General features: G+C 60.4%; 25 protein-coding genes and 1 pseudogene. 16 read left to right on the top strand and 10 right to left on the bottom strand.

The genetic code is table 11. The annotated features are described in order from the left end of the window. The first annotated feature begins 613 nt into the window (after positions 1 to 613). The 5 genes from AL755_RS13270 (at position 614) to AL755_RS13250 (ending at position 4222) form a co-directional block, all read left to right on the top strand. Positions 614 to 1192 (top strand): RNA polymerase sigma factor, encoded by a 579-nt coding sequence (locus AL755_RS13270; protein ID WP_054011408.1) that lies wholly within the window; start codon positions 614 to 616, stop codon positions 1190 to 1192. Positions 1193 to 1203: 11 nt separating this feature from the next. Further along, positions 1204 to 1716, top strand: a complete 513-nt coding sequence (locus AL755_RS23245) for a hypothetical protein (RefSeq protein ID WP_150117113.1) — start codon at positions 1204 to 1206, stop codon at positions 1714 to 1716. Between the two features lie 83 nt (positions 1717 to 1799). Beyond that, positions 1800 to 2501 carry a hypothetical protein gene (locus AL755_RS23240; RefSeq protein ID WP_160318902.1) on the top strand — a complete coding sequence of 234 codons (702 nt, stop codon included), beginning with the start codon at positions 1800 to 1802 and terminating at the stop codon, positions 2499 to 2501. Positions 2502 to 2774: 273 nt separating this feature from the next. Further along, entirely contained in the window at positions 2775 to 3065 is a 291-nt protein-coding gene (locus AL755_RS13260) for a hypothetical protein (protein WP_054011406.1), read from the top strand. A 428-nt stretch (positions 3066 to 3493) separates the two neighbouring features. Continuing rightward, entirely contained in the window at positions 3494 to 4222 is a 729-nt protein-coding gene (locus tag AL755_RS13250; RefSeq protein WP_150117111.1) for a hypothetical protein, read from the top strand. Positions 4223 to 4350: 128 nt separating this feature from the next. Here AL755_RS13250 and AL755_RS13245 read toward each other — a convergent pair whose 3' ends face one another. Then, complete coding sequence (locus AL755_RS13245; RefSeq protein WP_054011403.1) at positions 4351 to 4755, bottom strand: VOC family protein; 405 nt, start codon at positions 4753 to 4755, stop codon at positions 4351 to 4353. 176 nt (positions 4756 to 4931) lie between these two features. Here AL755_RS13245 and AL755_RS24630 point away from each other — a divergent pair, with 176 nt between their 5' ends. Next, positions 4932 to 5432, top strand: a complete 501-nt coding sequence (locus AL755_RS24630; protein WP_150117110.1) for a Clp protease N-terminal domain-containing protein — start codon at positions 4932 to 4934, stop codon at positions 5430 to 5432. A gap of 62 nt (positions 5433 to 5494) precedes the next feature. Here the strand turns inward: AL755_RS24630 and AL755_RS13235 are convergent, their stop codons facing one another. Then, a complete protein-coding gene (locus tag AL755_RS13235; RefSeq protein WP_150117109.1) occupies positions 5495 to 5977 on the bottom strand; it encodes a hypothetical protein in 483 nt (160 codons plus the stop codon). 148 nt (positions 5978 to 6125) lie between these two features. After that, on the bottom strand, positions 6126 to 6542 hold the full coding sequence (locus AL755_RS13230) for an ArsR/SmtB family transcription factor (protein WP_237762477.1): 417 nt from the start codon (positions 6540 to 6542) through the stop codon (positions 6126 to 6128). Positions 6543 to 6614: 72 nt separating this feature from the next. Here AL755_RS13230 and AL755_RS13225 point away from each other — a divergent pair, with 72 nt between their 5' ends. Continuing rightward, positions 6615 to 7604: a zinc-dependent alcohol dehydrogenase family protein gene (locus AL755_RS13225; RefSeq protein WP_054011399.1), complete on the top strand. Its 990-nt coding sequence runs from the start codon at positions 6615 to 6617 to the stop codon at positions 7602 to 7604. A 562-nt stretch (positions 7605 to 8166) separates the two neighbouring features. Next, entirely contained in the window at positions 8167 to 8475 is a 309-nt protein-coding gene (locus AL755_RS13220) for a hypothetical protein (RefSeq protein ID WP_150117108.1), read from the top strand. Positions 8476 to 8548: 73 nt separating this feature from the next. On the opposite strand, the gene AL755_RS13215 is transcribed toward AL755_RS13220, so the two are convergent. Continuing rightward, positions 8549 to 10378, bottom strand: coding sequence for a 2-isopropylmalate synthase (locus tag AL755_RS13215; RefSeq protein WP_054011397.1), 1830 nt, complete (start codon positions 10376 to 10378; stop codon positions 8549 to 8551). A 51-nt stretch (positions 10379 to 10429) separates the two neighbouring features. Here AL755_RS13215 and AL755_RS13210 point away from each other — a divergent pair, with 51 nt between their 5' ends. Then, a complete protein-coding gene (locus AL755_RS13210; RefSeq protein ID WP_054013057.1) occupies positions 10430 to 11128 on the top strand; it encodes a FadR/GntR family transcriptional regulator in 699 nt (232 codons plus the stop codon). After that, positions 11125 to 11490 (top strand): cupin domain-containing protein, encoded by a 366-nt coding sequence (locus AL755_RS13205; protein ID WP_054011396.1) that lies wholly within the window; start codon positions 11125 to 11127, stop codon positions 11488 to 11490. The genes AL755_RS13210 and AL755_RS13205 overlap by 4 nt, the downstream gene beginning before the upstream one ends. 208 nt (positions 11491 to 11698) lie before the next feature. On the opposite strand, the gene AL755_RS13200 is transcribed toward AL755_RS13205, so the two are convergent. The 3 genes from AL755_RS13200 to AL755_RS13190 all read right to left on the bottom strand — a co-directional run bounded on the left by AL755_RS13200 (position 11699) and on the right by AL755_RS13190 (position 15565). Further along, positions 11699 to 12187: a hypothetical protein gene (locus tag AL755_RS13200; protein ID WP_054011395.1), complete on the bottom strand. Its 489-nt coding sequence runs from the start codon at positions 12185 to 12187 to the stop codon at positions 11699 to 11701. 1197 nt (positions 12188 to 13384) lie between these two features. Next, positions 13385 to 14779, bottom strand: a complete 1395-nt coding sequence (locus tag AL755_RS13195; protein ID WP_054011394.1) for a sensor histidine kinase — start codon at positions 14777 to 14779, stop codon at positions 13385 to 13387. Between the two features lie 54 nt (positions 14780 to 14833). After that, positions 14834 to 15565 carry a response regulator transcription factor gene (locus AL755_RS13190; RefSeq protein WP_054011393.1) on the bottom strand — a complete coding sequence of 244 codons (732 nt, stop codon included), beginning with the start codon at positions 15563 to 15565 and terminating at the stop codon, positions 14834 to 14836. A 171-nt stretch (positions 15566 to 15736) separates the two neighbouring features. On the opposite strand from AL755_RS13190, the gene AL755_RS23235 reads away from it, so the two are divergent. Further along, positions 15737 to 16276 carry a hypothetical protein gene (locus tag AL755_RS23235; protein ID WP_150117107.1) on the top strand — a complete coding sequence of 180 codons (540 nt, stop codon included), beginning with the start codon at positions 15737 to 15739 and terminating at the stop codon, positions 16274 to 16276. A gap of 273 nt (positions 16277 to 16549) precedes the next feature. After that, complete coding sequence (locus AL755_RS13180) at positions 16550 to 16813, top strand: hypothetical protein (protein ID WP_150117106.1); 264 nt, start codon at positions 16550 to 16552, stop codon at positions 16811 to 16813. 849 nt (positions 16814 to 17662) lie between these two features. Here AL755_RS13180 and AL755_RS24625 read toward each other — a convergent pair. The 3 genes and pseudogenes from AL755_RS24625 to AL755_RS22900 all read right to left on the bottom strand — a co-directional run bounded on the left by AL755_RS24625 (position 17663) and on the right by AL755_RS22900 (position 19972). Then, positions 17663 to 18854 (bottom strand): annotated as a pseudogene (locus AL755_RS24625) (IS30 family transposase). Positions 18855 to 18985: 131 nt separating this feature from the next. After that, entirely contained in the window at positions 18986 to 19318 is a 333-nt protein-coding gene (locus tag AL755_RS22905; RefSeq protein WP_160318901.1) for a cupin domain-containing protein, read from the bottom strand. Between the two features lie 48 nt (positions 19319 to 19366). Next, entirely contained in the window at positions 19367 to 19972 is a 606-nt protein-coding gene (locus AL755_RS22900; RefSeq protein ID WP_054011388.1) for a TetR/AcrR family transcriptional regulator, read from the bottom strand. A gap of 85 nt (positions 19973 to 20057) precedes the next feature. Between AL755_RS22900 and AL755_RS13155 the strand changes: the two genes are divergently transcribed. The 4 genes from AL755_RS13155 to AL755_RS13140 are packed head-to-tail and all read left to right on the top strand — an operon-like array spanning position 20058 to position 23575. Continuing rightward, positions 20058 to 20447, top strand: coding sequence for an MmcQ/YjbR family DNA-binding protein (locus AL755_RS13155; RefSeq protein ID WP_054013056.1), 390 nt, complete (start codon positions 20058 to 20060; stop codon positions 20445 to 20447). Continuing rightward, positions 20444 to 20803, top strand: coding sequence for an MmcQ/YjbR family DNA-binding protein (locus tag AL755_RS13150; RefSeq protein WP_054011387.1), 360 nt, complete (start codon positions 20444 to 20446; stop codon positions 20801 to 20803). The genes AL755_RS13155 and AL755_RS13150 overlap by 4 nt, the downstream gene beginning before the upstream one ends. Beyond that, complete coding sequence (locus AL755_RS13145; protein ID WP_054011386.1) at positions 20800 to 22122, top strand: replication-associated recombination protein A; 1323 nt, start codon at positions 20800 to 20802, stop codon at positions 22120 to 22122. Before AL755_RS13150 ends, AL755_RS13145 begins: the two co-directional genes overlap by 4 nt. Positions 22123 to 22147: 25 nt before the next feature. Beyond that, positions 22148 to 23575 (top strand): carboxylesterase family protein, encoded by a 1428-nt coding sequence (locus AL755_RS13140; protein WP_054011385.1) that lies wholly within the window; start codon positions 22148 to 22150, stop codon positions 23573 to 23575. Positions 23576 to 24795: the final 1220 nt, after the last annotated feature.

Below are 24795 nucleotides of genomic sequence, written 5' to 3'. Positions count from 1 at the left end.
GCGAGGTTGCCGGTTGCTAGCATTGGGGCATGCGAACCGCTTCAGCTGTGGCCGTCCTTGCACTTGCAAGCCTGCTTCTTTGCTCGTGTTCGCCCGGAGGTGTGAGAATTCCAGTGGGTTATGTAGACCTTCCTCAATGTCCGCCAGAAGTGTTCGAGGCCGAACGATTGTCCGACCTTGGAGAACCAGGCTGCAATCTGCAAGGGTCTTCTATCGTTCTCCCTGATGGGTCTACGCAAAGAATCGGAGAAGTAGGAGCCGTCCAAAGCCAACATCTAATGTCTGTCTGTGGGTCCCAACACGCTGAGTATTTGGTTGTGAATTGGGGAATTCCTGGCGTCGGAGTCAGCAAAATATTGCCTGGAGAAACAGTCAGTTGGACAACTAGCGAAGCAGCGCGGCACCTTCAGGAGCAACAGCTTCGGCTTTAGCCCTACAAGCACCTGAGACTGGGAAGCGCCCGCGTCCCAGTCTCCTGCGTGCCCCTGACTCAACCTCGATCGTAGAGCGCTGTCGCGGCGATGGGGCAAAGTCCTAAAGATTCTGAGACGATTTCGATTCAGCGGACATAAGTAGTCGTAGGAACAACGCGTTGATCAGGAATTAGGGGGATATGTCGCAGGGTGCAGGAGTTCAGATGGGGCCGGAGATGGTGCCTGACGTCGACTTGCTGACTCTCGTTCAAACCGGCGACCAGCAGGCATTTCGATCCATCTATGACCGCCATGTTGATGCCGTGGCACTGGCTGCCTTACGTTTCCTCGGGTCGAGAGAATTCAGCGAGGACGCTGTGCAAGCAACGTTTATCGTGTTCTGGCAGAGGTCCAACGAGGTGGTGCTCGCCGACACTTCGCTGATGCCGTGGCTTGCAACGGTCTGTCGGCTGCAGTGCCGGAACATACAAAAGAAGGAGGCCCGGCGTCGACACATTCCACTCGACAGCGTCCTGCACCTTGCTAACGGTGAGAAATCACTGGAGGACCGAGCCGTTGATGCAGCCTTGATCCGGAGCATGGACCACGAGATTTCTAAGATGTCGACAATCGATGCAGAGATTTTCCGGCTCTGTCTGGTCGAAGGGTTCAGCTATGACGGTGCGGCCGAAACTTTGGGAGTCACCCGGTCGGTGGTTCGCAACAGGCTCTCTCGCTTGAAACTAAAACTTCGAGCCTTTCTCACCGCGAGGGCATAAAAGGAGGAACGATGACAGACATAGAAAAAGGTTCGTGGCCTTCAGAAACCGACAAGAACCGCATGTGGGACGCAACCCAGACAGGCATTTCCCGCCGGGTCCGCAACGCCCGCCGACGCAAAGTGTCCCTGTTGGCCGGCGCTACGGTCCTGACCCTGGGCGTCACCGTTGGTGCATTCATTCTTCCGGCAACGCACCAGCAGTCGCTAGCCACCATTCGCTGCTACATCGGAGAATCCACGACGTCCGAGTATTCAACTGTGCCCCTACCGGACGGGCATAACCCACTGAGCAATTCTGCGGCCATCACCAGCTGCGGGACGACTCCGAACTATGAAAAAACGAAAGCAAAGCACATGTACGAAGCAAGCAAACAAGGCGATGAAGCCCCTAATTCTGCGTTTGCTGTCTGCCTTCAACCCGACGGGGTCATTGCCGTATTCCCGCTCACAACACGCACGGGAACGCCACCGACACCCGCGGCACTGTGCCACACACTTGATCTCCAACCAATGACCCAATAACCCTTCGTGGTACCGACTGTTTCACGGCACTCTCTACCCGCCGTGTCCACCACGTGCCCTGACATCGAATTGAGGCCATCTCAATGCGCAATCGAATAGTTCTTGCCAGCATCATCCTTGGAAGCATGACGGGCCCAGCTCTCATTGGGCCGCCCGTGCAGGCCGAAGGTATATCCGCGCGCGGTGCGGATCAGTCCGCTTCGTCACTCACCGAGGCAGCACTGTCGCTGTCGCCCAATCTTCCTCCGCCTCCTCACATCGTGCCGCAACGGGCTAAGCCGGTCCCGCAGGGACAAACACCAGAAGAGTTTCAGCAGGCCTTGGGTGTTCCGCTAGGAGATGCTGGCGGTGGTACACATGCGGCACTGTTGCAGAATACCGAAGCGGCTAAAGCCAGCCTTGTTAAGGACGGTTACGCGGTCAATCAAACCCGATTGAACTACAACTCCATGTCTGCGGACATCTTCATCGCCTACAAGACTGTGACCGTCACTGACAGGGCTGCTGCGCTATCTGTGGCAAATGGGGCGCCGATCAATTTCATCACTGTTACGCGATCCGCGGCCGAGGGTGAAACACTGCAAGCCCGCCTTAGTGCCGACACGGCTGCCCTCACTAAGCAGGGAATAATCATCAGCACCACAGGACTTGTTGAGGACGGAGCCACCGTTCTGGTCACGCTCATCAACGGGACGGCGGCCCAGACCGACTACCTGCTGAAAACTTACGGGCCGACGGGACTCAGTGTCAGCATTGCAGCCGGCCCGATTCCCTATGAAAGTTAACTCAGAACCTCGCCGACAGGCTACCTAGGACCGCCGGTTATTTCCAAGGGACCGGCGCCTTAGACAACGAGCACCTCGTTGTCGTAGCGGATTGTGTTCGGTGCAGCCCGCATTCCCTATTGGGAACCTTGACCGGACGAAATACGGCACTTTGGACGCGTGAATGCCAAAATCGGATCAGATGCAGCGAGTAACGGCGGCAGCATCGGGAACTGCGAGCTCGTGTGTGCCTGACCCCTTCCCAAATACTGACGCTGCTTGTAGCGTCAGCGCATGAGCGAGGCTGAGGGGCCCAGAAGATTACAACCCAAGATGACCCGGGGTGGCTTTCGCTTTCAATTTGTCCTGTGGTCGATTTGGACGGGGCTTCAGCTAGTAGTACTCGTCATTCGTCTGGGCATGGGGTCTGTTTGGGATCCGGTGGATTACCTGGTCCTCGCCGCGTTGATCCTCGGGGTAGTCTTCCTGGTTTTCCTTTTGTACGTTCGTCATCATGATGGCCATTTCTGGGATGAGGAAGAGGCCACAAGAGATGATTGGGATCGGCGGGGCCGGGGGCTATGATGCCGGTGAAACCGGTGTGATCGGGTGAGTTGCCCACTGCGCAAAGCTCTCAAGTAGTGGTGGTTCAGACTCGCGTCCTGAATTCACAAACAGTCCTGCAAGACGGTCGGATTCCGCGGCACCGAACCATTGGAATTTGGGTGTGAACCGCCAGCGTCCGCCCGTCCGGCAGAGGAACCTCCTGCGGGACGGTTTCAGAGCCCAGAAGACGATGGCTGACCGGTTCGGTGTCGGGTTGCTGCCCAAGAGGCGCGCGAGGGGAATAGGTCGCGGCTATGTTGTGCACGGGCTGGTCTTTCCGGCGCGCGACGCCGTCGTTGCCAGGGTTGTGTACGCCATGATGAACCGCCCGCCCATCGAGTCGATGGCGGCACCGACGTGTCAGGCGGCACGGGGCAGACCCAGTTCAGGTGAGCTCGTATACGCTCATGAACATGTCGAAGCGAACGCGAACGCCGGATCCAAATGACTTAGTCACACACGCCGTACCGGGCTCTTCGATGCGGGACACACCGCAATTCGTGGAGATCCCCGGCGCCAGGAGAAAGCAACAGCTGAAGTTGTGGGGGCTTGTTGGATTCCTGCTCGTGATTTTTGCCGTGGCCGTCGTTTTGCCCGTAGCAACCGCAGACGCGGCGACGGAGGAGAAATTGACGTTCTTCGCCGTCGTTGGTGCCACAATCCTGGCGGTAGTACTGGTGCTGGCCCTGATCGTCCTGCTCATAAGTATCTACATGCGCGGTAAGCAAGCAGCCGCGATAGTCCTGCGACCCGGTGCGACTGCGTTCATCACCCAGCGCACGCCCGAGCTCCTGGCCGTACTGAAGGCAATTGGCATTGACCAACCGCGCCTTGGCCTGCAACCGGCGGTCACGGTTGGACCAGAAGGAATCGAATTATGGGGGCCTCGACGCGCCGGTAGACCGCGCGTCACCGTACGGTGGGGCGATATCGCTTACGTTCACCCGGACCACTTTGTCATCTTCAACGGCCGAAGGAGCTTCCCTGTGCTGACCATGCAGGTAGTACACAAGGGCAGTGGTCACTTGCTGGAGATGCCGTTGCCGATCAGTGGACGCAACGGACGCGCCTTTGCCCGAATCGGCCGTGCCAATGCACTACTCGGAGCCTTCGCCCGCTACGCCGACGTCGGCTGACGATAGCCACTGGACTGCCTGGAACAACGGGTCTGCATTGCCGAGTCGCCGTTTTCCGACGTCGTTTCCACGATCGCCCCTGCCCGATTACCGAACGGGCTACGGGACATCGGTGGAAAGGTTTCGGGTCACTTGCTGGCGATGAGTTCGATTTCGAATCCGTCGGAGTTCACCAGGTAGGCGGCGTAGTTTTCGGGTCCACCTGCGTAGGGATATTTCTCCGCAAATAGCGGCTGCCAACCATGGAGTTGGCTCTCCTCCAGCAGTGCATCAACGTGTTGTTCACTTCCGGCATGAAATGCTAGGTGATTCAATCCGGCCGCGGTTCGCTGATGATCTTCGCTAGTCAACGCCGGCGACTCCTCCGCAACGATGTAGGTGACACCTCGCCGCCAGCTAGTACCCCGGTCCCAATTCTGATAGATCGTGTATCCCAAACTCGTCAGAATCCAGCCCCACTCATCCCTGGCACGTCCAAGACTCGGCACCCACAGCTCTACATGGTGCAAGGCGCCCATTGATTCATCTTCCATCTCACAAGTTTCACACGAGCAGGAATCCCCGAAATTCGTTGGGACCATTTGAATGCGTGCCGACGCTGCGGTACGTCCGATTGCCGTATGTCGAACCTCCTGCGGGACGTGCGCTCTTCCGCGCATCGGGAGGCGCGCCCGTGGTGCTGGCCCGCCGCGAAGACTACCCTAGGGGCATGGGCCGTTCGACGGAGTTTGGCAACCACACCGACAGGGCTGTGCGGGTGGTGGTCCTGGCCCAGGAAGAGGCAAGGGTGATGATGCATGACGCGTACATCGGTCCCGAGCATTTGCTGTTGGGGCTTGTGCACGCTGAACCGGACGCGGTGCAGACGGCACTGGGCGTCTGGCCCGATGACGTGCGTGAGGCGATAATGCGTTTCGCCTCCCCTGGTCCGCTGGACACCTCAGCATCATTCCCGTTCACCCCCGAGGCTTTAGACGCCCTCATGGCCGCGCAGCGCGCCTCGCGGGAGTTTCCTTCGGATCACGTCGGGATCAAGCACCTGTTGTTCGGGGTGCTGAGTGTCCATGGCGACCGCCTGGATCGGGCACTGGAGGATGCGGGTGTGGACCGGGACAGTGCGCATGCACGGGTAAGGGCGGCGCTTGCGCAGGGGCGGTCGACTGGCCTGGGCGGGGCAACAGGCAGCGATCGCCCGCCCACGTCCGGCTGACGTGTAGTTGAATCAGGAAGCAGGGCTAGTCCGTCGCGCAGTGGAACCTTCAGCGGGCAGTTCTAGTCGCGGGTGTCAGGCAGTCGCTTCTTCTGGATGGAGGTGTAGATGTGGGTGAAGTAGACGCCGTACTCGCTATCGTCCGAGAACTCCGATATGTCCAGATCGCCACTTGCCTCGAACTCGGACCACAGCCTGTGGCCAACAGACTCCCAGATAGTCGGACCGCAACCGCAACACCATGGGAACTCCTTAGACATCCAACCCAGGACGAACCGAACCGTAGTGTCAATCTCAGCATTCGATGTGAGGAAGGCAAACAGCTCGGGGAAAAGAGATTTTTCGTAGTTGTAGTCGGGTAAGCCGGTCAGGAAGTCAGGTTCACTGCAGGACAACCATTCAATGAATGCGAGCCTGAGCGCGGTTCGTTTGTCCGGAGGAAGGAAGATCCAGCGGTCAACTAACGCGTTGCGCGATGCGGAGAGTGCTCCAGGGTTCTCCAACTCAATTGCTTCTCGCAACGACAAGGGCCATTTCTCATTCACGTCCCGATTCTACGGCACCTTGTTTGCCTGACTTTGGCGCTGTCCGGTAGGGAACCCTCTGCGGGACGAGTGAAGCGGCATGTGGTGCATTTGTGACTGATAGTGGTGACCGCGGTTGGAGTGTTCCCGTTAGGTTGGGTGCGCGTGGTCAGCTGGGCTGTTTCGCGCCCGTCGTTTCATAGGTGCAGGCGATGAGGAGGCCTGGGAAACGCGCGTTGAGATCGTCGCTACGCAGGGCGTTCATCCGTGAGGTTCCGACGTAATACTGCCGGATGACCCCAGCGTCGCGGAGCACGTTGAAGTGATGGGTCGCCGTCGAACGGGCCACCGGCAGGTCGAATCCGCCGCACCGGATATCCCCTTGGGATTGGTGGAGCTGGACGGCGATGCTGCGCCGCACCGGGTCGACCAACGCCTCCAGGACACGTTGCAGCGTAATTTCCTCCGTCGTAGGGTGCTCCGGCACCCGGCCACTCGACTGCGACACCGATACCCCTCCATTTAATAAAGATCGTTCTGCCAGGGTCCAGCTTAACGTCTTCCCGTCTCTACTGTCGATGGTCATCGAAGTTTGACATCCATCGGCATTACGAATCAGACTGGGTGCGATCACCTGGTTTTTTCGAGAGGGCGTTCCATGAACAGAGTTATCCGCTTCCACCACACCGGAGGACCCGAAGTCCTCACCATCGACAATGTAGAGGTCCCGCAGGCCGGACCTGGCGAAGTGCGTATCAAGCCTCGCGCGCTTGGCCTGAATCAGGCCGACGTCATGTTCCGCACCGGCAACCACTTCTTCGTCCCCAAGTTCCCACAAGGGCAAGGTCTTGAAGCCGCCGGGCTTATCGAGTCGGTTGGCCAGGGCGTGACTGGGCTCGCTGTGGGCGATGCCGTGAGTGTGGCCCCCGCGTTTCCCGTGCCGGATTACAACCTCCACGGAGAGCTGGTTATCGCCCCTGCCCGTGCCGTTGTAAAACATCCGGCGGAGCTGTCTTGGGAAGGTGCAGCGGCCCTGTGGATGGCTTACTCGACCGCCTATGGTGGCTTGATCGATGTTGCCGGGCTGCGGGCCGGGGACGTTGTTGTCATCCCGGCGGCTTCGAGCAGTGTCGGCCTGGCCGCGATCCAGATCGCAAACATGGTGGGGGCGCGTCCTGTCGCCTTGTCCCGTACCTCTGCAAAGCGCGACCTGCTGCTTCAAGCCGGGGCCGCAGACGTCATCGCGACGGAGGAAGAAGAAGTCACGGAACGATTGCAGGAAGTCGCCCCCGAGGGGGTGAATGTGATCTTTGATCCGGTGGGCGGAGCGCTGTTGGGGGCCCTCGCGGCCTCGACCGCGCAGTACGCAACGATTGTGATCTATGGGGCACTGAGCGGCGAACCAACCGAGCTGCCGGTGCTCTCGCTCCTACAGAAGAGACTTACGATCCGCGGGTTCGACATGGTGGAGGTTGTCGGTGACGATGATCGCCTCGCCAAGGCTGTCGCATTCATCAACGACGGCATTGCCTCTGGTGCGCTCAATCCGACCGTTGATCGGACATTCCCTTTCGACCAGATTTCAGACGCATACGCGTATCTGGAAAAAGGAAGCCACACCGGCAAAGTAGTTGTGACCGTACCGTAGGGGGCGTCTCTAGCCATACAGGCCGGTAACGGACTCTAAAGGTTTGGACTTCTGACTTTCTCATTTTTCGAAAGCAACTGAATTGGGTACCAAAGAAGTGTGCACTCCGCTTGCGCGTACCGTAAGCCGGTCCCATTGGGGAACGTCTAACGCGCGATCTGGGCAGGATTCCTTAGCTCGCTAGATCAGAAGCGGCAGATTCGACCAGCTCGCTAAGGAATACCCGGTGGTCTAGCCCGGTCGTTGGTGCAATGCCCGGCGGAAGTTCCGTCATGAAATCGTAGTGTCCGACATTCTCATGAACCCGGAAACTCACCGAGGCGGGCGCCGTCCGCAACAACTCGGCCGTCGCAGCAGGAGTGATGGCGTCATTCGCTCCGGAGTGGACGATGATCGGTTGGTGAACTTGCGCTAGTGCGTCTGGCGCTCGGAACCATCCCACGGTCGGTGCATACAATACCAATCGTGACACTCGTTCCTCTGTCGTGACCGCGATCGCTTGGCCGTCTCGAGTCCACGGTTGCCCGCCAGCGAGACACAGCGCTGCCCAGCCTCCGACCGAATGACCAGCGGCGACTACCGGAAGATGATCGTCTCCATAGTCCGAAAGCATTGTCTTCAGGCCGACCACACGTTCTTGAAGTTGCTGCGTGGTTACAGTGCGCGGATCGAATCGTTCGTGCCTGGGGGCAAGCACCACAAACCCGGCATCGAGAAATCCATCGAGCAATCCTCTATATCGCCTTGGCTCGCCTCCCGCGCCTGGTCCGAAGAGAACGATGCCGCGTGGTTCTTGCGAAGGCTCGAGGACAAACATGTCCAAAGTATAGATGTAGCCAATGTCGCGTGGGTGTGCATGACACCCGAGTAGTAGTTGCACCTAAATTAGTCGTGGACTGGAGAGCTGTGCAGACGCCTTCAGAAATTCTCCTATGTCATTCTCTCTAATAGATATTGGCCGGCCCAGGGCTGGCTGGCAGATTGGTGCCACTCCCGCCGGACCGCTCCCGATCTTTCCCTGTTGCCGCGGCGTTGAGCACGGCGAGGACGGTGGCGTCTAGCACTGAGCGATGGCGCCCCGCGGCCCAGTTCGTCTCGGACCCGTGCTGATATTCGAGGAGGGTGAGAGCATCACTGTCGTTGCCGGCAGCGAGCGATGTCTGGTGCAGTGACACGATCTCGATAGGCATGCCGCCGGTGCTGAGCAGGAGTGTCGTCGCTTCCACCAGCCCGACGTCGCTGAATGTGGCCGCATGTTCGGTGCCATCGATCTCGACCCGGAGCGCGGTCCGAGTCGTGCCGCCGGTCGTAGTGATTTCAAGTTCGAGTAGCTCGATCGCCGGGGCATTCGCGGTGAGGTAGCTGCGTTCGAAGACCCTGAGTAACTGCGCGGCGTTGAGTTCAAGGCCGGTGTCGTCGGCGTGCTGCTGAACGTGACGGGAGAAGTCGATTTGGAGCCGACGTGGCATTTCGATGCCGTAGTCCCGCTCGAGCAGGTAGGCGATGCCGCCCTTGCCCGATTGGGAGTTTACCCTGATGACGGCCTCGTAGCTGCGGCCAAGATCTCCGGGGTCGATGGGGAGGTAAGGTACCCGCCACGGGAGTTGATCAGCGGAAATGCCTGTTGCTTCTGCGCGGGAGCGATGTTCGGCGAAGCCTTTCTTGATCGCATCCTGGTGGGTGCCCGAGAACGCGGTGTGGACCAGGTCTCCGACGTAGGGGTGCCGAGGGTGGACCTCGATGCGGTTGCTGTGCTCGACGACGCGGCGGATGTGGTCAATGTCGGAAAAATCGATCATCGGGTCAATGCCTTGCGCATGGAGGTTCAGGGCCAGGGTCGCCATGTCGACGTTGCCTGTTCGCTCGCCGTTGCCGAAGATGCAGCCCTCCACCCGTTGAGCGCCAGCGAGGACGGCGAGTTCGGCGCACGCGATGCCAGTGCCGCGGTCGTTGTGGGGATGAACTGAAAGGATTACCGCGGAACGCCTGTCGAGGTTCCGGTGCATGTACTCGATCTGGTCCGCATACACGTTCGGAGTCGCTGCCTCGACAGTCGCTGGGAGGTTGAGGATCACGGGGCGATCAGGGGAGGCATCCCAGAGGCCTGTGATGGCGTTGCAGAGTTCGAGGGCGTAGTCGGGTTCGGTGAGGTTGAAGACTTCTGGCGAGAACTCGAATCGCACGCCGTCGAGGTCGCCAGCGAAGTCAAGCACGTCACGACCGCCGCCGAGGATCAGTTCCCGCAACGATGGACGATCATGGCCGAGCACGACATCCCGCCAGAGTGGGGCTGTCGGCGTGTACATGTGGATGACCACTTGGTTGCGGATGCCCCGGATCGATTCCACCGTGCGTTCGATGAGGTCACGACGTGCAGGGGTGAACACTACGATAGTGACGTCTTCGGGTGCGATGTCACTCTCGGCGATCAGCCGCACGAAGTCATAGTCTGTCTGCGACGCGGACGGGTACCCGACTTCGATTTCCTTGTACCCCATCGAAACCATGAGCTCGAAGAAGACCCGCTTCCTGCTCGGGTCCATCGGCTCGGCCAATGCCTGATTCCCATCGCGGAGGTCGACGGGGACCCAGAGCGGGGCTTCCGTCAGGCGCCGGGTTGGCCACTCGCGGCCGAGAATGGGCACCTCCACCCGTGCGAAGAGATCTTCATACCGGGACGAGGGCATCTGGGAATGGCGCTGCCGATTCCAGTGCGGCGAAGAGCTAGGAACCGGACCTGCCGGCGTGGACAGAGGAGAGTCGGAGAAGATCATCCCGAAACGATAACACAACTCCTCAGACAAGCTGAGGAGTATGCTTTGTTTATGGATATGAGTTCAGTTCATCGTGAATCACTTTCCGACCAGGTAGCACGTCTCCTCCTCGAACGAATTCAAGCGGGAGAGTGGGAGGTTGGGCAGAAATTGCCAGGAGAGACGACGTTAGGCCCACAGCTTGGTGTGGGCCGCTCAACGGTAAGGGAGGCGATCCGTCAGCTATGCGGACAAGGTGTTCTGCTGACCCGCCAAGGTGCTGGTGTGTTCCTGCACGCAGTCAACCCGGCTGAGGACTGGGACGCGCTGGTGACCCGGACGAACATCACGTCCATCCTTGAGGCACGCATCGCCATCGAATGCGAAGCAGCAGCGCTAGCCGCTGAACGCCATACGCACGAGGACATGCTCGCCATTCGCGCGGCACTCAAGCTTCGTGATGCCGACCGCATCACGATCGAGGTCAGGGTGGACTCCGACACCGCGTTGCACCGAAGCATCGTTGTTGCAAGCCATAACGAAGTTCTCACCGAACTCTTCGATACCTTCGCCGCACGGAGCCGCGATGCGATGATCCTGATGCTCAAGCTCAACAACGAACCAGGCACCGAACACGACCAATTCACCCACCAGGCAATCGTCGAGGCAATCGCAACCCGAGATGCAGGCGCTGCCTCCGAACTAAGTCGCACCCACCTCGTCGCCCTCCGCGACGGAGTCACTCACCATCAGAATGGAACACCATCATGACCGAGGATGTCCGCAATATCACCGCAGCACTTGCCAGCATCACAGAACACTGGCAACCACACCGGCTCACCAACATCAACGACTACGACGTGAAAGTCGTAAAGATCCAAGGCGAATTCGTCTGGCACAGCCACCCAGAAACAGACGAACTGTTCTTGGTCCTCGCAGGCGAGCTCACCATCCAGCTCCGAGACCGCGACATCACCCTCGGACCGAACGATATCTACGTCGTACCCAAAGGCATTGAACACTGCCCGAAAGCGAAGGGGGAAGTACATGCACTGCTCATAGAACCGGTAGGAACAGTAAACACAGGCAACACCGGCGGCAACATGACAGCCGAACTCCGCGAACTCAACTAAACTGCCCGCACGTAGCATCCTCACCCTCAACGAGATGCGCCGCCCTGTGCACCTGCCGTAGACCGGTCGGACATCGATACACAGAGCCTCGGAGACACAAGCGAGTAAAGTCAGTGACAGATCGTCCCACAGAGGAACCTCGACTGGGGCGAGGAAGAGGCTATTATGCCGATGCTTTGGACCCAGTTCAGATTTCTGGGCGGTTCCTCTAGCTAGGTGGCCACGTCCCGCTGAGGAGGGTCTTGGCTTCATCGACGATAAGCCCCTGAAAGTGTTCGCGTTCTACATCCCATGAGGGGTGCCAGTCGTCCCATTCGCTGACCCGGCCAACAAGGGGTTGGAGTGATTTCGGATAGCCCAGCTCGTCCCAGCGGTCCCAGATGAACTTTCCGGCGACTTCTGGCTGGGCACTTCCATCGACGATGGCCTCGCACAGCCAACGGACCAAGCGCCAACGCGTACTCTGTGAGTCGATGGGCGATGGGGGAGCGAGATCCAATTCAGTGGTGACCGCGCGGAAGAGTTCTTGCGCTTCGCCTTCCTCTCTGCGCGAGAGCCCGGCCAGGAGGGGGAGGGACGGCGAGTCTACGCCTTCCAAGAGTGCGCGCACGGCAGTATCAATCAACACGTCTGCGCCGACGGTCTCATTGAGCGCCGACCGGATGGCGTATCCGCGGAGGTCCCTGAGTGCGTTCATGAGTCGAGCCTCTCAAAGATAGCGGTGATGGGCATCCTCGTTGCACACGCGGTGCCGCTCGACCAATGAAATTGGCTCCCATGATTCCCAAACAGGCAAAACCGGGCAGTCCCTTTCCGAGGTGTCCCGTAGACCGGGCTGCCCCACACGGGAACCCTCTGTGGGCAGTTATGTCTGAGGTTCAAATCATCGTACTTCCAATTCCGTCACTAGAGTTGACCCATGGAAGCGCGCAACGTGGGGCCCGCGGCGAAGCGTTACACCCGAATCGTCTGGATTGGGGGCATGGCGTCCATATTCATAGGTGGGCTAATAGCGATATCTCTCCGCCTCAGTCCATTCATCACAATGGGGGTTCCGGTACTCCTGCTGTTGTTGGTGACAATACCGCTAGGTAGGGCCGCCGCTCGTGAACGCAAACGACGGTCAGACGGAGACTAGAGAACCGTCATTCAAGCGCTTGAGAAGTGGACCGTCTCTCAACAGGAACGGTTTGCGGGAAGTTGAAGGATGCCAGATACCCTATGCACCGGAATCGCAGCCATTCCGGCAGACTAGCTGTATTCAGACGTCTCGCTAGAGAGCTTCAGGCAGCTTCCAATCGGCTATGGCTCTGATTTTCGTCTCTTCAAAGTAAGCAGCAACCCGATAATTCCTGACACTGACAGGAGAATGCCTGCAATCCGCCCAAGCCAAGACTCGCTCGCTATGGCCAGCACGATGCCGCAAAAAACGATCGCTGCCTGAATCCAGATCAATGTATTTGCCCCGATTCCTCGGATCTGCGGCGAGTAATTGCAATGCCACCTGTGGAAGGCATCCTAGCCCGGATGGCTCTGAAGTGCCCACGATGAGTTGGGCGATGATCATTCCAGAATGGCGAATCCTGTGTACCGGACACCGAGCCACCTGTGGGACGGGTATTGGGAATGGCTTGTGCCCTGGACTGCCGGCGACTATGTGTCTGAAATCTCCACCGGGTGCCGCGTCGTCCTCGCGAACAAAATACGCATCCGGGGTGTGTTGCCCTCACTGATGCAAGGGGGGGGCTTGCCACAATAGCCATAGCCAAACAGTGGGTATCACTGTTCGTGCCAGTTTCAGCATCTTTGCGGTGTACCGGTCGCTCTCCGGGTCCATCACCGGCCGCTCACTGGGTGCGCGTCCGCAGGTAGCATGACTTGTGCTGCTGGCGGTTCATTGTTCCTGGGGGCTGCGCGGTAGTCGGATGCAAAAGCACGCGCCGTCGTCGGTGGAGACTGTCGGCTCTACCGAGAGCTGCACTCCGAGCCGTTGTGCCAATCGGGCGGCGATGGAGAGACCGAGCCCGCTGCCCACCGGCCGCTGGCCAGCATAGCGGCGGTGAAGCACTCCTCGTTCGAACGCCACGGCCGCGTCCTGGGCGGTCAGTCCGGGGCCGTTGTCCCGCACGTCAACCGCGACGACGTCGGGCAGGCCTGCCGGGGCTGCCGCCGAATACTCCAGTCTGACTTCAATTACCAGGGGTTTTCCTGCCGGCGTCACCCGCAGCGCATTACCCACCAGGGCGTCGATGATCTGCCGCAAACGCTGTCCGTCCGTGGTGACAGCAACGACTTCGCCATTTGCTGGCAGGCGGAGTTGAAGCGGCACGCCGGCTTGGGCGGCGGCACCGTGCCAGGCTTCCTGCACCTGTTTTAGAATTCCCTCAACATTCACGGGCCCAACTTCCAAGGCGAAATCCTCGGCCTCCAGGCGGGCTAGCGCCAGCAGATCGCGGACAAACCCGTCCAGCCGGTCTGTTTCGGCGGCCAGGACCTGCCCCACGCGTGCCACGTCTTCCGGCAGGACGAGTCCGTCCACCATGGCTTCTGCGTAGCCGCGCACCGCCGTCAGCGGCGTGCGGATCTCGTGGGTGATAGAGAGCAGGAATTCGTGCTGGCGGTCCTCGCTGGCTATAAGGGCTTGGTCCAAGGTGGTGATTGCCTCGCCGATCGCCCGCACCTCCGTCATCCCGGAGGGCGCCAGCTCTACTGTTCGCTCACCAGCAGCGATCCGGCGCGCGACAGCTGCGGTCCGCACCAGGGGCCGGGAGAGCCGCCGGGCCAGCAGGGTGCCGGCCAGGACTGCAATCAGTAGCCCGATGCCGAGGGCCAGAAGGGTTCGTGTTAGTAATTGGGCTGACTCTGCGTTGATGTCCTGAAGGGATCGGGTCAACACAATGCCGCCGCCTCGTTTAAGCGCACGGGCCTCCAGCAGTAGCTCCCCGCCATTGGTGGACAGTGTCCGGGAGAGGTTCTGCCCGGTGAGCACCTGCCCGATCTCTGCCGGTGCCAGGAGGTGCTGCGCGGGTCCCGTGACGGTTCCGGAAGCGGTGATGGTGGAGAGCTTGTATGTTTGCGGCCCCAGCACGGAGCGCTCCCTGACATCAAGGGCGCGCGAGGCCGCGGGGGCCGCCGCGTAGGCATCCGCTTGCCTGGCAAGCTGCTGCCGTGCCGAGTCTACGGTAGCGGCCCGGATGAGCGGAAAGGCAACGAGGCCGGTGACCAGTACGGCCAGAATGGCGACGGCGGCCGTCACCAGCGTGATGCCCCGCCCACCGAGTGAAACCACGCCCTCGGGGTGGAGGGGCGGTCTGCGGTTAGGGGGACTGGGCGTGCGCGGCCGTTATCTTCCATGCTCGCCGTCTCTGTCCGGCAGGCTGCGGGCTGTGTAGCCGACGCCGCGCAGGGTTTGGATCGGGCTGGCGGCGCCCAGTTTGGACCGGAGTGCGGCGATCTGGACGTCAACGGTCCGCCCGGGCGTGTAGCTGGCCTGCCCCCAGACCGCGGAGAGGAGCTGTTCGCGGCTGTAGACGTGGCCGGGGGTGGCCAACAGGTAGGCCAGGACATCGAATTCCCGGGCAGTCAGTTCCACCGGCAGACCGTCCGCGTCGACGGTGCGGTTGCCCGGGTCTAGAGTCACGGATCCGACACGAAGCACCCCGCTGCCCCTGCGTGCCGGGCCGCGGCGGAGCACCGTCTTGACTCGGGTAACCAGCTCGCGAGGAGAAAATGGCTTGGTCATGTAGTCATCGGCGCCTAGCTCCAAACCCAGTATCTTATCCACTTCCTCGTCTCGTGCGGTGACAAAGATGATGGGGGTCCAGTCGTCCTGGGCGCGCAGCAGGCGGCAGAATTCGATCCCGTCCATTCCCGGCAGGCCGATGTCCAGTACGATGGCCACCGGCCGCTGGCTGCGGATCACTGCCAGTCCCGCTTCTCCGCTTGCCTCGATGTGGATGCCAAAGCCTGCCCGGCGCAGGTACAGGCGCTGGACGTCGGCGATTGCGCCGTCGTCCTCCACTATCAAGACGAGGCCGCGGGTCTGTGGGGGTGCCGGGTCGGTGCCTTGTTCCATGGTTCCATTGAACCCTTGTGCAGACTGGTGTGGGGGCTACGCCGCGCATTCTTTACCTGGCCCTTACATTCCTTATACGTGGAACGGATACCCGTCCGCCACACTGAAATCACCACCCACCGAAGCGCAGTGCGAGACACAGCAATCTCCGCAATTTACTAGGGAGTAATCATGAACATTGACCACACCACGCCGGCCTCTGCTGCGGCGCCCGGGAGGCGGTGGCGCAAGCGCACGGCAGCCGGGGCCGCCGGTGCCCTGCTCCTTGGAGCCGGAATCTTCGGGGGGACGGCTGCTTTTGCGTCCGGACCCTCGCCAACGGCCAGCACGTCAGCGCCGGCCGCCGGAGCGCACGCCACGGCCGGTACACAGGGTCTAAAGACCGCTGCTAAGAATCACGCCAAAAGCCCGGAGGTGCATCTGCTCCGCAAGGAGTTGCGTATCGACATCCAGGCGAAGACCGGGTACGGCGACAGAGCCCATGTGGTGGCGTTTGCCCTCATCCACCGGCCGGCCGCGTTCGCCAAGCTGCCGACGCAACTGAAGACCGACTTGTCGACCCTTGAAGCGGCTCCGGCTGCATCCCGCGACGCGGACGCGGCCCTGATCAAGTCAACCGCGCTCAGCGGTGGTTACGGCGCGACAATCCAAAAGGAAGCCCAGGCCATCACGGCGAAACTCGCCTCCGTCCCGGCAACGACGGCCCCCTGAAAGCCCGGGCCGGCAACCAGCGCGCCGCAACACCCTGCGCTCGTGCCGGCCTGCGGCGCCGTTCGATCCACGCACCACCGGCATGCGGGACATGCCTTCGCGGGAGAGCCCCAAGAGAGGATCAATCGTTTGGCCACTTTGCCGACACCATGGCCGCCATGATCTGTTCTGACCCCGGCGATCGGATCAAACCTTGCACGGGTCACTTTGTGAGGCCCTGAGAGCATCAGTAGTGCATAGACAGGTCCATGCACGTTACGTAGTGTTCTTCTTATGTCAGATGAGAAACCGGTGGGGCGTGGACGTCGGTTCACCGACTTCCTTGGCCTGACCGAACCGCAGTACGGTAGAAGGGATCCACACTTTTTCGCTTTTCTAGGATTTGGTTCTGCTACTCTTGCCACCGTTTTCTTGGTTCTCGTCGTCTTCATTTTTATTTCTGAAGGTAAAGTCCATATTCTAGGGCTCATTTTCGGGATTCTGTTTTTGGGATTGGGTATCAAGTACTTCATTCTTTGGCGGCGGGCCCACAATTGAACATCTGTCATTGGCAGTTAACGCGCTTGCCCGAGATTCTATGTGCACTGTGCTCCGTTTGTTGGCAGGACACCGGTCTGTGCTGAGGGCATTCCAGTAGGGATTCCATGGATCTATCGCCAGCTAGGAAAGCGCTGAGGCAGTTAATCAATAGCATGCAGTGTGTCGATGGACGTTGCAGAACCGTCATGCAAGGGCTTGAGACGTGGACCGTCTCTCAACAGGAACCTCTTACGGGATCTCTCAACTGGAACCTCTTACGGGAAAGGTGCCTTGGGTGTAAAAGAACCAGTCCACAGGTGGTGGGCATGACTCATGAGCCGTTGTATCCCCTCTGCAGGGCTGCGAGGCTCTTGCTGGGTTGATCACGTTTCGTCTTGTCGTCGTTGTTGAAGGTGGCGCATACTCAGACTGTGTCCGTGGGAAAGGAACTCTGTGAAATTTCTACTCGTTGTGTGGTCGCTACTGGCAATCATTTCGGTGATAGAACTGATCCTCCACGCAAACACGGCCCTAACCATTAGTAGCGCGCTGATGTTGATACTCAGCGTCATCGCAATCATCTACACGATAAGACGCATTCGCTTGCAAAAGGGCCTCAATCTCCATCAGTAACTGCGATTTACTGAACGATTTCTGACGTGAAATCGAAGACCGCAGCTTCGCTTTGAGGTCTTCGATTTCCGTTTAGTGCGACCTCAAAGAATCGATTCAGTGGTGCCCTGGCCAGCGTCGTCCCGTATTGGCGTGGGCAAACCGTTCCATAAGCCGGCCGGCGGCCAGTCGCCGGATCATGCCGTAGATTCCTTGAGGCTACGTTTCCCGTTTCTCCGTAAGGGAACTGCGAATTCAGGCGGTCGTCGCACCAGGGGGTTTCACTGGTTCCGATAGTAGCCGTTCCATGGCTTGTGCGGGGGTGATTCCACCCAGGACCTTGCGGGGCCGGTCGTTGAGCTCGGTGGCGACTTCCAGCAGCCGCTTCGGTGAATGTACGGACAAATCCGTGCCCTTGGGAAAGTACTGGCGCAAGAGCCCGTTGGTATTCTCGTTGGTTCCGCGCTGCCAAGGCGAATGCGGTTCGCAGAAGTAGATGTCCATTTTCGTTGCCAGGGTGATCTGCCGGTGCTGGGCCAGTTCGGTACCCTGGTCCCAGGTCAGCGACTTGCGCAGGTGCTCCGGCGGGCGTTGATGGTCTTCACCAACCCCTCCCGGACGGCGATGGCGCCGTGGTCGTTGGGCAGGTGGACCAGCAGCGTGTATCTGCTTTGCCGTTCCACCAACTTGGCGATCGCCGAGCGGCAGTTCGACCCCAGCACCAAGTCCCCTCCCAGTGCCCCGGCACAGCCCGGTCATCGACCTCGGCGGGTCGTTCGCTGATCAGGACCATGTCCGGGATTTTGCCGGGCCGGTTTCCGGCGGAGCGTCTCGGTCGCCTGATTGCGCGGCTGGTCCTCAGGTGTTGGTGCAGGTCGGCATGCAAATGTCCGCGTCCCTGCACATACAGCGCCTAGTAGATCGTTTCGGGACTTACTCGCATCTGGGCCCGGTCCGGGAACCTTGCGGTGAGATGGTCGCTGATCTGCCTGGGACTCCACTTCACGCACAGCTTGGCCTGCATCAGGTCGGACAGTTCCACGTCGTCGAACTTGCTGCCCTTGGGCCGGCACCCGCGCAACTCGGCTTTCTTTTGTGCCGCATGCGGCGCATACGTCCCACGGCTCCGCACGCCCCTCGCAGGGCCGTTGCGGCGTAGCTCCCTGCTGGTCGTCGAGGCGGAGCGGTTCATCTGCACCGCGATTGACCGTGCGTTGGAGCCGGACAGGTGAAGGTCGGCGATCCGCAGTCGCTCATCCAACGACAGGTACCGGCCCGAGGGCTCAGGTTTCTTCCGCGGGATCCGCCCGCCGGTTGCTTGACGCCAACGGCGCCCGGTTCGTCGATCCACTCCTAAAACGTTGCACGCCGCAATCAACGTCGAGCCCTGGGCCATCAGCACCCAGAACCGGGCTTCCTTGGCAATACGTTGCGTCTTCGAATGCATGCACTACACCTCACAATAAATGGGGCGGTGCGACGACCGATTGAACTCGCCGTCCCCGCTACGGCACTGACATAATTGGCAGCCCAAACGGTGATACTTCGATTCCGGGCACCACGGACTTTGGTGCACGGCTACACACTGGGCAGCGATAAACCCTGATCAGTCGTTTGGTTTACCTGGCGGCCGTTGTAGTCGTTGACTGTGATGTGCTCGGCCCACGGGGTGGTCATGGACGGGTCTTCAAAGTTTTGGAGCATGGCGATGTGTTCCATGAAGCAGCCGGTGGCGGCGGCGTGCCAGTGCTCCTCACCGGGTGGGGTGTTGATCATCTCGCCGAGGCGGACAAAGATGGCGCTTCCGTCCCGGGTACCGAATCGGCCTACTCCTTGGGTGACACGGAAGTACAGGCCGAGTATGTGGGAGTGCAAGGCGGTGCAGGTTCGGGGTGTGATGCGGCCGGTCACGACAACCATCGCTTGACAGTCGGCGGCCCGGAATTCGCCGCTTTGATGTCAGGCAGGGGGATGCTCTTTCTGTGGTGCTTGTTCGGTGACAGCGATGGTCATGAGGGCTTGGTAGGCGCTGCGTACCGTGCCCTCATCGAGTGGATTGTCATCGTGGAGGGCGCGGTAGCTCCACCACCCCCACATGAGTGCGTCGACAGCTCGGGCTGCTCCGTCCGATAAGGAGCGGCGGAGGACCACGAGAGACTCCTTCTGAAAATCACGGAGGAGGTCGGCAACGCGCGGACTGCGTGCCCCGTAGAGGTGCATCTCCTCATACAACCGGATGTCGTCGAGTGTCGGGGCCGTTGAGCCGCACGTGGCGGCCACGAGCGCGTCAACGACGTCAGTTTCGGTGCGGGCGTTGCGCAGTGGTGCCGCGTATCGCGGTTCAATTTCATCTCGGAGGGTCTCGAACGCGCTGACGATCAACGTTTCCAGATCCGCGAAGTAGTACGTCGTCGACCCAAGCGGCACGCCGGCCTGCGCGGCGATACGTCGATAGGACGCCGCGTGCACGCCTTGCACAGCGATGACTTCCAGTGCAGCCTGGAGGATCTTGGCCCGGCGCTGGGGGTCGTTCGGCTTGCCCTTTCGCAAGGTCTTCTCTTCCATGTTTGTCTTTGATGCCAGGTTAAGTATGTACGATGGTACGCACATTGCGATAGCCTTACTTACGCAGAGACCTCAGGAGGTGACCATGAGAGATGACATGCTGCAGCAGCATGCCCGGAACCGCGTCGATGAGCTCCCGGGCACTGAACTCGGGTACCCCTTTGGGCCCGACTGGGAGGTGTTCAAAGTCCGCGGCAAGGTCTTCATGCTGATCACCGACATCACAGAGGAACCAATCGTGATCATCAAGGCCGACCCGGAAGACAGCAAAACTCTCCGCGAGCACCAGAAGGACATCACCCCGGGATACCACATGAACAAGAAGCACTGGATCACCTTGAATCCAGGAGGGGACCTGCACAAGGCTCTCGTCGAGGACCTCGTCACCGAGTCCTACCTGCTGGTGGTCGAGAATCTTCCTCGCGCGAAACGCCCCGTCGATCCCGAGATCTTCAGCGACCGGAGGGGCCTGTGACCCTTTCGGGAGAGCAGTTACAGCAGCAGGCCCGCGATACCGCTGTATCGCTCGAGAACGTCACCAATGGACGCCCGTTCACTCCGCACCTGGAAGTGTGGAAGGTGCATGAGAAGGTTTTCCTCATCGTGACCGACGACGATCCGAACCTGCAGATCATCACTGTGAAAGCCGAGCCCCACCGCGGGGACGCGCTCCGCCGCGACTTCGACACGATCACCACTGGCCGCTATTTTAGCAAGCAGCATTGGATCTCTATCGGCCCCGGCGCCGGGATCACGACCAAGCTGATCGGAGACTTGGTATGCGATTCCTATGACCTCGCCGACAACTCCTACCGGAAGCAGCAGTCGTGAGTGAGACGCCGTCGTTATTCGAGGTGGACGACTCCTCGCGGCCGCTGGCTGATCGGCTCCGGCCGCGCACCCTGCACGAGGTCCTCGGGCAGGACCATGTTCTCGGGGCTGACGCGCCGATCGGGCGCATGGTCGACGCTCAGAGACTTGTATCGATGGTGCTGTGGGGACCACCCGGGTGCGGGAAGACCTCGATCGCAAGGCTCCTTGCCGTACAGACCAACCTTGCGTTCGAACAACTTTCCGCCACTTTCTCCGGCGTCGCGGACCTTCGTAAAGTCTTTCAGCAGGCGCAGCGCCGGCGCGAGGTCGGTCAAGGTACCCTGCTGTTCGTCGACGAGATCCACCGCTTCGACCGCGCCCAGCAAGACTCGTTCCTGCCCTACGTCGAAGACGGCACCGTCGTCCTTGTCGGCGCGACCACGGAGAACCCAAGCTTTGAACTCAACGGCGCGCTGTTGTCCCGATGCCAGGTTTTTGTTCTGAAGCGCCTCGACGACGCCGCGCTGGGCGCCCTCATCACCCGTGTCGAAGCACTCATCGGTCGACCGCTTCCGCTTACTGATGCGGCTCGCGAGGCGCTGACGGCGATGGCCGACGGTGACGGCCGGTACTTGCTGAACATGATTGAGCAGGTGCAAGCCCTGCCCGCACCCGTGAACCCGGCCGCCCTCGCCGCGGCCGTGCAGAAACGGGCACCGCTGTACGACAAAGCGCAGGAAGGCCACTACAACCTCATCTCTGCCCTCCACAAATCGATGCGCGGTTCCGACCCGGACGCAGCCCTGTACTGGTTGGCACGGATGCTCGACGGCGGCGAAGACCCCCTGTTCATCGCCCGCCGCATCACCCGATTCGCCACCGAAGACATCGGCATGGCCGACCCGAACGCCGTCCAACAGGCCCTCGCAGCCTGGGATGTCTACGACCGCCTCGGTTCACCCGAGGGAGAACTCGCCATCGCCCAAGCCGTCATCTACCTCGCAACCGCACCGAAATCGATCGGCGTATACCGCGGATTCAACAAGGCGCACGCCGCCGCGAAACGCACCGGATCACTCATGCCCCCTGCACACATCCTCAACGCCCCGACCCGACTGATGAAGGACCTCGGCTACGGCGACGGCTACCAATACGACCCCGACACCGAGACCGGTTTCTCTGGCGCAAACTACTTCCCCGACGGCCTGCCCCGGGAGACATTCTATGAACCCACCACACTTGGGTACGAGCGCGCCATCACCGAACGGCTGCGCCACTGGGCCCAGCTCAGGAACGGCGACACCAGCGGCCCCACTCCCGAATTCGACGCCGGCTAATTCATCCTCGGAAGGAAACCACCTTATGACCGATAGTGCACCCACGAACGCCGTCCGCACCTGGCTCGGAATCCCCTACGCCACTGCCAAACGGTTCCGCCGCCCCACCGTCCTGCCGTTCAACCCCGAGTTGCCGTACGACCAGAAAGGTCCCGCACCACTCCACCCCGGGGACACGAGCTGGCTCGAAGCCGACAACGGATTCAGCGAGGACTGCCTCAACCTCAACGTCTGGGCGCCTGAAGACGTTAACGCCAAGCCCCTCCCCGTGATCGTCTACATCTACGGCGGCGGGTTCGAAATGGGTGCCAATACACAGACCACCTCCAACGCCTCTGGTCTCGCCTCCACCGGACGGGCGATCGGAGTGTCCCCGAACTACCGGCTCGGCCCGTTTGGATGGCTCTCCCTCTCCCACTACGGTGGCGCACTCAAGGAAGCCACGAACCTCGGCCTGCAGGACATCATCACCGCGTTGCAATGGGTAAGGAAGAACATCGCCCAGTTCGGCGGAGACCCGAACAATGTCACGGTCACCGGCCACAGCGGCGGCGCGTACTCGACCATCGGTCTCCTCGCCGCCCCTACAGCCGACGGACTCTATCATCACCTGGCCGCGTTCTCCGGCGGAGCCTCACGCATCGTGCCCGCTTGGTGGGCAGAAGAGCTCGCGCTCACGTTCCTCACCGAACTCGGTATCGAAGACGACCCCGAGCAACTACTGACCCTGGACGGAAAACTCCTCGCTGAAACACTGATCAAGGTCAGCCCCCGCGACATCGGGGACCGTCACGGCGTCGACAACACCACCATCGGCATCGTCGATGACCACACCCAGCCCGGTGCCGTGCTCACTGGACCGCCGCTGCGGGTCCTCGAGACCGGTAAGCACCGCGACGTCGACGTCCTCTTCAGCAGCGCCACAAACGAAGCGGACTGGTGGGTCATCAACAAAAGCGACGACTTCGACCCCGGCAGCATCGAGAACCTCGTCACCGAACTCGCCACCAAGAACCGCATCCCACGGAGCCGCGCGCGGAAAATCATCGCCGCGTACGACGTCGACGATCGCGCTCCGGTCGAAGTTCGCGGAGCCCTCTTCACCGACTACTTCTTCACCCTCCCCGCCGCCCGCGGAGCACTCGCGCACGCCGCAGCCGGTGGAAGCGCACACCTACTCGCCATCGGCCCCGCCAAGGGAGCGCACGCCGTGCATGGCACGGAGATGTACGGCATCGTCGGCCAGGAACGCCCAGGCGCCAGCGAGGAGCAGACCATCCGCGACACCTTCGTCCGCGACGCCCTGCTCACTCTCGCCTCGGGACGCATCGACGAGCTGTGGGCCGCAGTGACAACTGACCCCACCACGAAGGGCATCGGCAGCCCACCCTACGATCCCACCACCCACGCGGGCGAGGTCCTCCAGACGTTCGACGGCATCGAACGCACCTGAGCCCCCGGCGCCCCAGGCCGGCGCATTTATCCGAGGGGTCCTCCTAGCGACAGTCTCCAATTCGTGCTGAATTTGCCGAGCGGGCCAGGGCAAGCCACTCGTGGTGTTCGACGAGTTCCTCATGAATCCAGCGGTTCAAAAAACGGGGGGTCTAGACGCGACAGCCCCCGCAGCGCCTCACATCATGATGGTCTTGCGTGCACCGGGATAGCATTCAACGCCGTGATAAAACTGCCAGTTATCGTGGCTATTCACACACGTAACCCACCACTACCAATCAAGAAGTGACCGTCCCGTATGCCAGCCTTCACGAACTGATGCGAGCCCCGATGGAAATAGGCCGGGCCTGTCTGGACGGTCCTCAGCTCATCATTTGCCGACTGCGTTCAGTGCAGAGAATACGGCGATCGAAGGCCCGCTTGTTGCCGATAACTGTCTGGCCGCGTTCGGGAAATTGAGAACCGCGGAATCTAGGCACTTTTCGTAACTGAATGTTGAAAATGATGGGCGTCAGGTGCTGAAAAAGATGACCAGGGCCGTTTTTGCCTCTAAGTTGGCTCTGACCCGCGGAACATAACCGCAGGTCAGAGCCATGTTGTGCCCCGGGCCGGACTCGAACCGGCGGCCAGGAGAAACTCAGGAAACTTATGTCAATCTTCGCTGATCGTCGTGAAAAACCGCTAGTTCCCGGGGGAGTGCGGGACGTCGGACCCCTTTGACATGCCAACACTTCGCGTGGCTTGTCGTTCAAAGACGTAAGTAAAACGTGACGTGTGTCCGCCAGATTTCCCCGAAGCGCCTCGTGGCGGCCTGTTCGCAGGTTTCGCGGCATGGATGTTGGCAAATCGTTGGCCATGAAAAGACGGTCGTCTTGCTCGATCAGAGGTCGTTTTCGAGGGGGTATTTTCGCTCTGATTGGTCAGACCGCCAGAGCGTTCCACGAAGCTGGCCAATTGGTGCCGTTTTGCCCGGGGAGTGGATGTAGAGGTCGGGCAATCTCCCTGTTGACAGGAACGTCAACGGCGCGCCGGAGATGTGAATTGCGATCGTTTTGAGGTGCCAATTTGCGACCTCAAAATGGGCTGCCAGAACACTTCGGGGAGTCAAAGTGCGAATGCCCTGGATGCTATGGAATGCCCCATCGGTTAGCTGGATAGGTAGAGGTGGATGTTCACAGAAACCTTGATGACCTGGGCTTGGCGGTCCGTGACAGTGAGGTC

It is taken from the genome of Arthrobacter sp. ERGS1:01 (assembly GCF_001281315.1).
GTDB lineage: Bacteria > Actinomycetota > Actinomycetes > Actinomycetales > Micrococcaceae > Specibacter.
This window is presented reverse-complemented; position numbering and strand designations above follow the sequence as displayed.

Excerpts from the sequence above, each read along its gene's own strand:
- AL755_RS13245 (WP_054011403.1), bottom strand. The coding sequence starts at position 4,755 with ATGGAAGATGAATCAATGGGCGCCTTGCACCATGTAGAGCTGTGGGTG.
- AL755_RS13230 (WP_237762477.1), bottom strand. The coding sequence starts at position 6,542 with ATGACCATCGACAGTAGAGACGGGAAGACGTTAAGCTGGACCCTGGCA.
- AL755_RS23240 (WP_160318902.1), top strand. The coding sequence starts at position 1,800 with ATGCGCAATCGAATAGTTCTTGCCAGCATCATCCTTGGAAGCATGACG.
- AL755_RS13270 (WP_054011408.1), top strand. The coding sequence starts at position 614 with ATGTCGCAGGGTGCAGGAGTTCAGATGGGGCCGGAGATGGTGCCTGAC.
- AL755_RS13215 (WP_054011397.1), bottom strand. The coding sequence starts at position 10,378 with ATGATCTTCTCCGACTCTCCTCTGTCCACGCCGGCAGGTCCGGTTCCT.
- AL755_RS13260 (WP_054011406.1), top strand. The coding sequence starts at position 2,775 with ATGAGCGAGGCTGAGGGGCCCAGAAGATTACAACCCAAGATGACCCGG.
- AL755_RS13190 (WP_054011393.1), bottom strand. The coding sequence starts at position 15,565 with ATGGAACAAGGCACCGACCCGGCACCCCCACAGACCCGCGGCCTCGTC.
- AL755_RS13140 (WP_054011385.1), top strand. The coding sequence starts at position 22,148 with ATGACCGATAGTGCACCCACGAACGCCGTCCGCACCTGGCTCGGAATC.
- AL755_RS13250 (WP_150117111.1), top strand. The coding sequence starts at position 3,494 with ATGAACATGTCGAAGCGAACGCGAACGCCGGATCCAAATGACTTAGTC.
- AL755_RS13220 (WP_150117108.1), top strand. The coding sequence starts at position 8,167 with ATGACCAGCGGCGACTACCGGAAGATGATCGTCTCCATAGTCCGAAAG.
- AL755_RS13180 (WP_150117106.1), top strand. The coding sequence starts at position 16,550 with ATGTCAGATGAGAAACCGGTGGGGCGTGGACGTCGGTTCACCGACTTC.
- AL755_RS23245 (WP_150117113.1), top strand. The coding sequence starts at position 1,204 with ATGACAGACATAGAAAAAGGTTCGTGGCCTTCAGAAACCGACAAGAAC.
- AL755_RS23235 (WP_150117107.1), top strand. The coding sequence starts at position 15,737 with ATGAACATTGACCACACCACGCCGGCCTCTGCTGCGGCGCCCGGGAGG.
- AL755_RS13210 (WP_054013057.1), top strand. The coding sequence starts at position 10,430 with ATGGATATGAGTTCAGTTCATCGTGAATCACTTTCCGACCAGGTAGCA.
- AL755_RS13200 (WP_054011395.1), bottom strand. The coding sequence starts at position 12,187 with ATGAACGCACTCAGGGACCTCCGCGGATACGCCATCCGGTCGGCGCTC.
- AL755_RS22900 (WP_054011388.1), bottom strand. The coding sequence starts at position 19,972 with ATGGAAGAGAAGACCTTGCGAAAGGGCAAGCCGAACGACCCCCAGCGC.
- AL755_RS13205 (WP_054011396.1), top strand. The coding sequence starts at position 11,125 with ATGACCGAGGATGTCCGCAATATCACCGCAGCACTTGCCAGCATCACA.
- AL755_RS13225 (WP_054011399.1), top strand. The coding sequence starts at position 6,615 with ATGAACAGAGTTATCCGCTTCCACCACACCGGAGGACCCGAAGTCCTC.
- AL755_RS24630 (WP_150117110.1), top strand. The coding sequence starts at position 4,932 with ATGGGCCGTTCGACGGAGTTTGGCAACCACACCGACAGGGCTGTGCGG.
- AL755_RS13155 (WP_054013056.1), top strand. The coding sequence starts at position 20,058 with ATGAGAGATGACATGCTGCAGCAGCATGCCCGGAACCGCGTCGATGAG.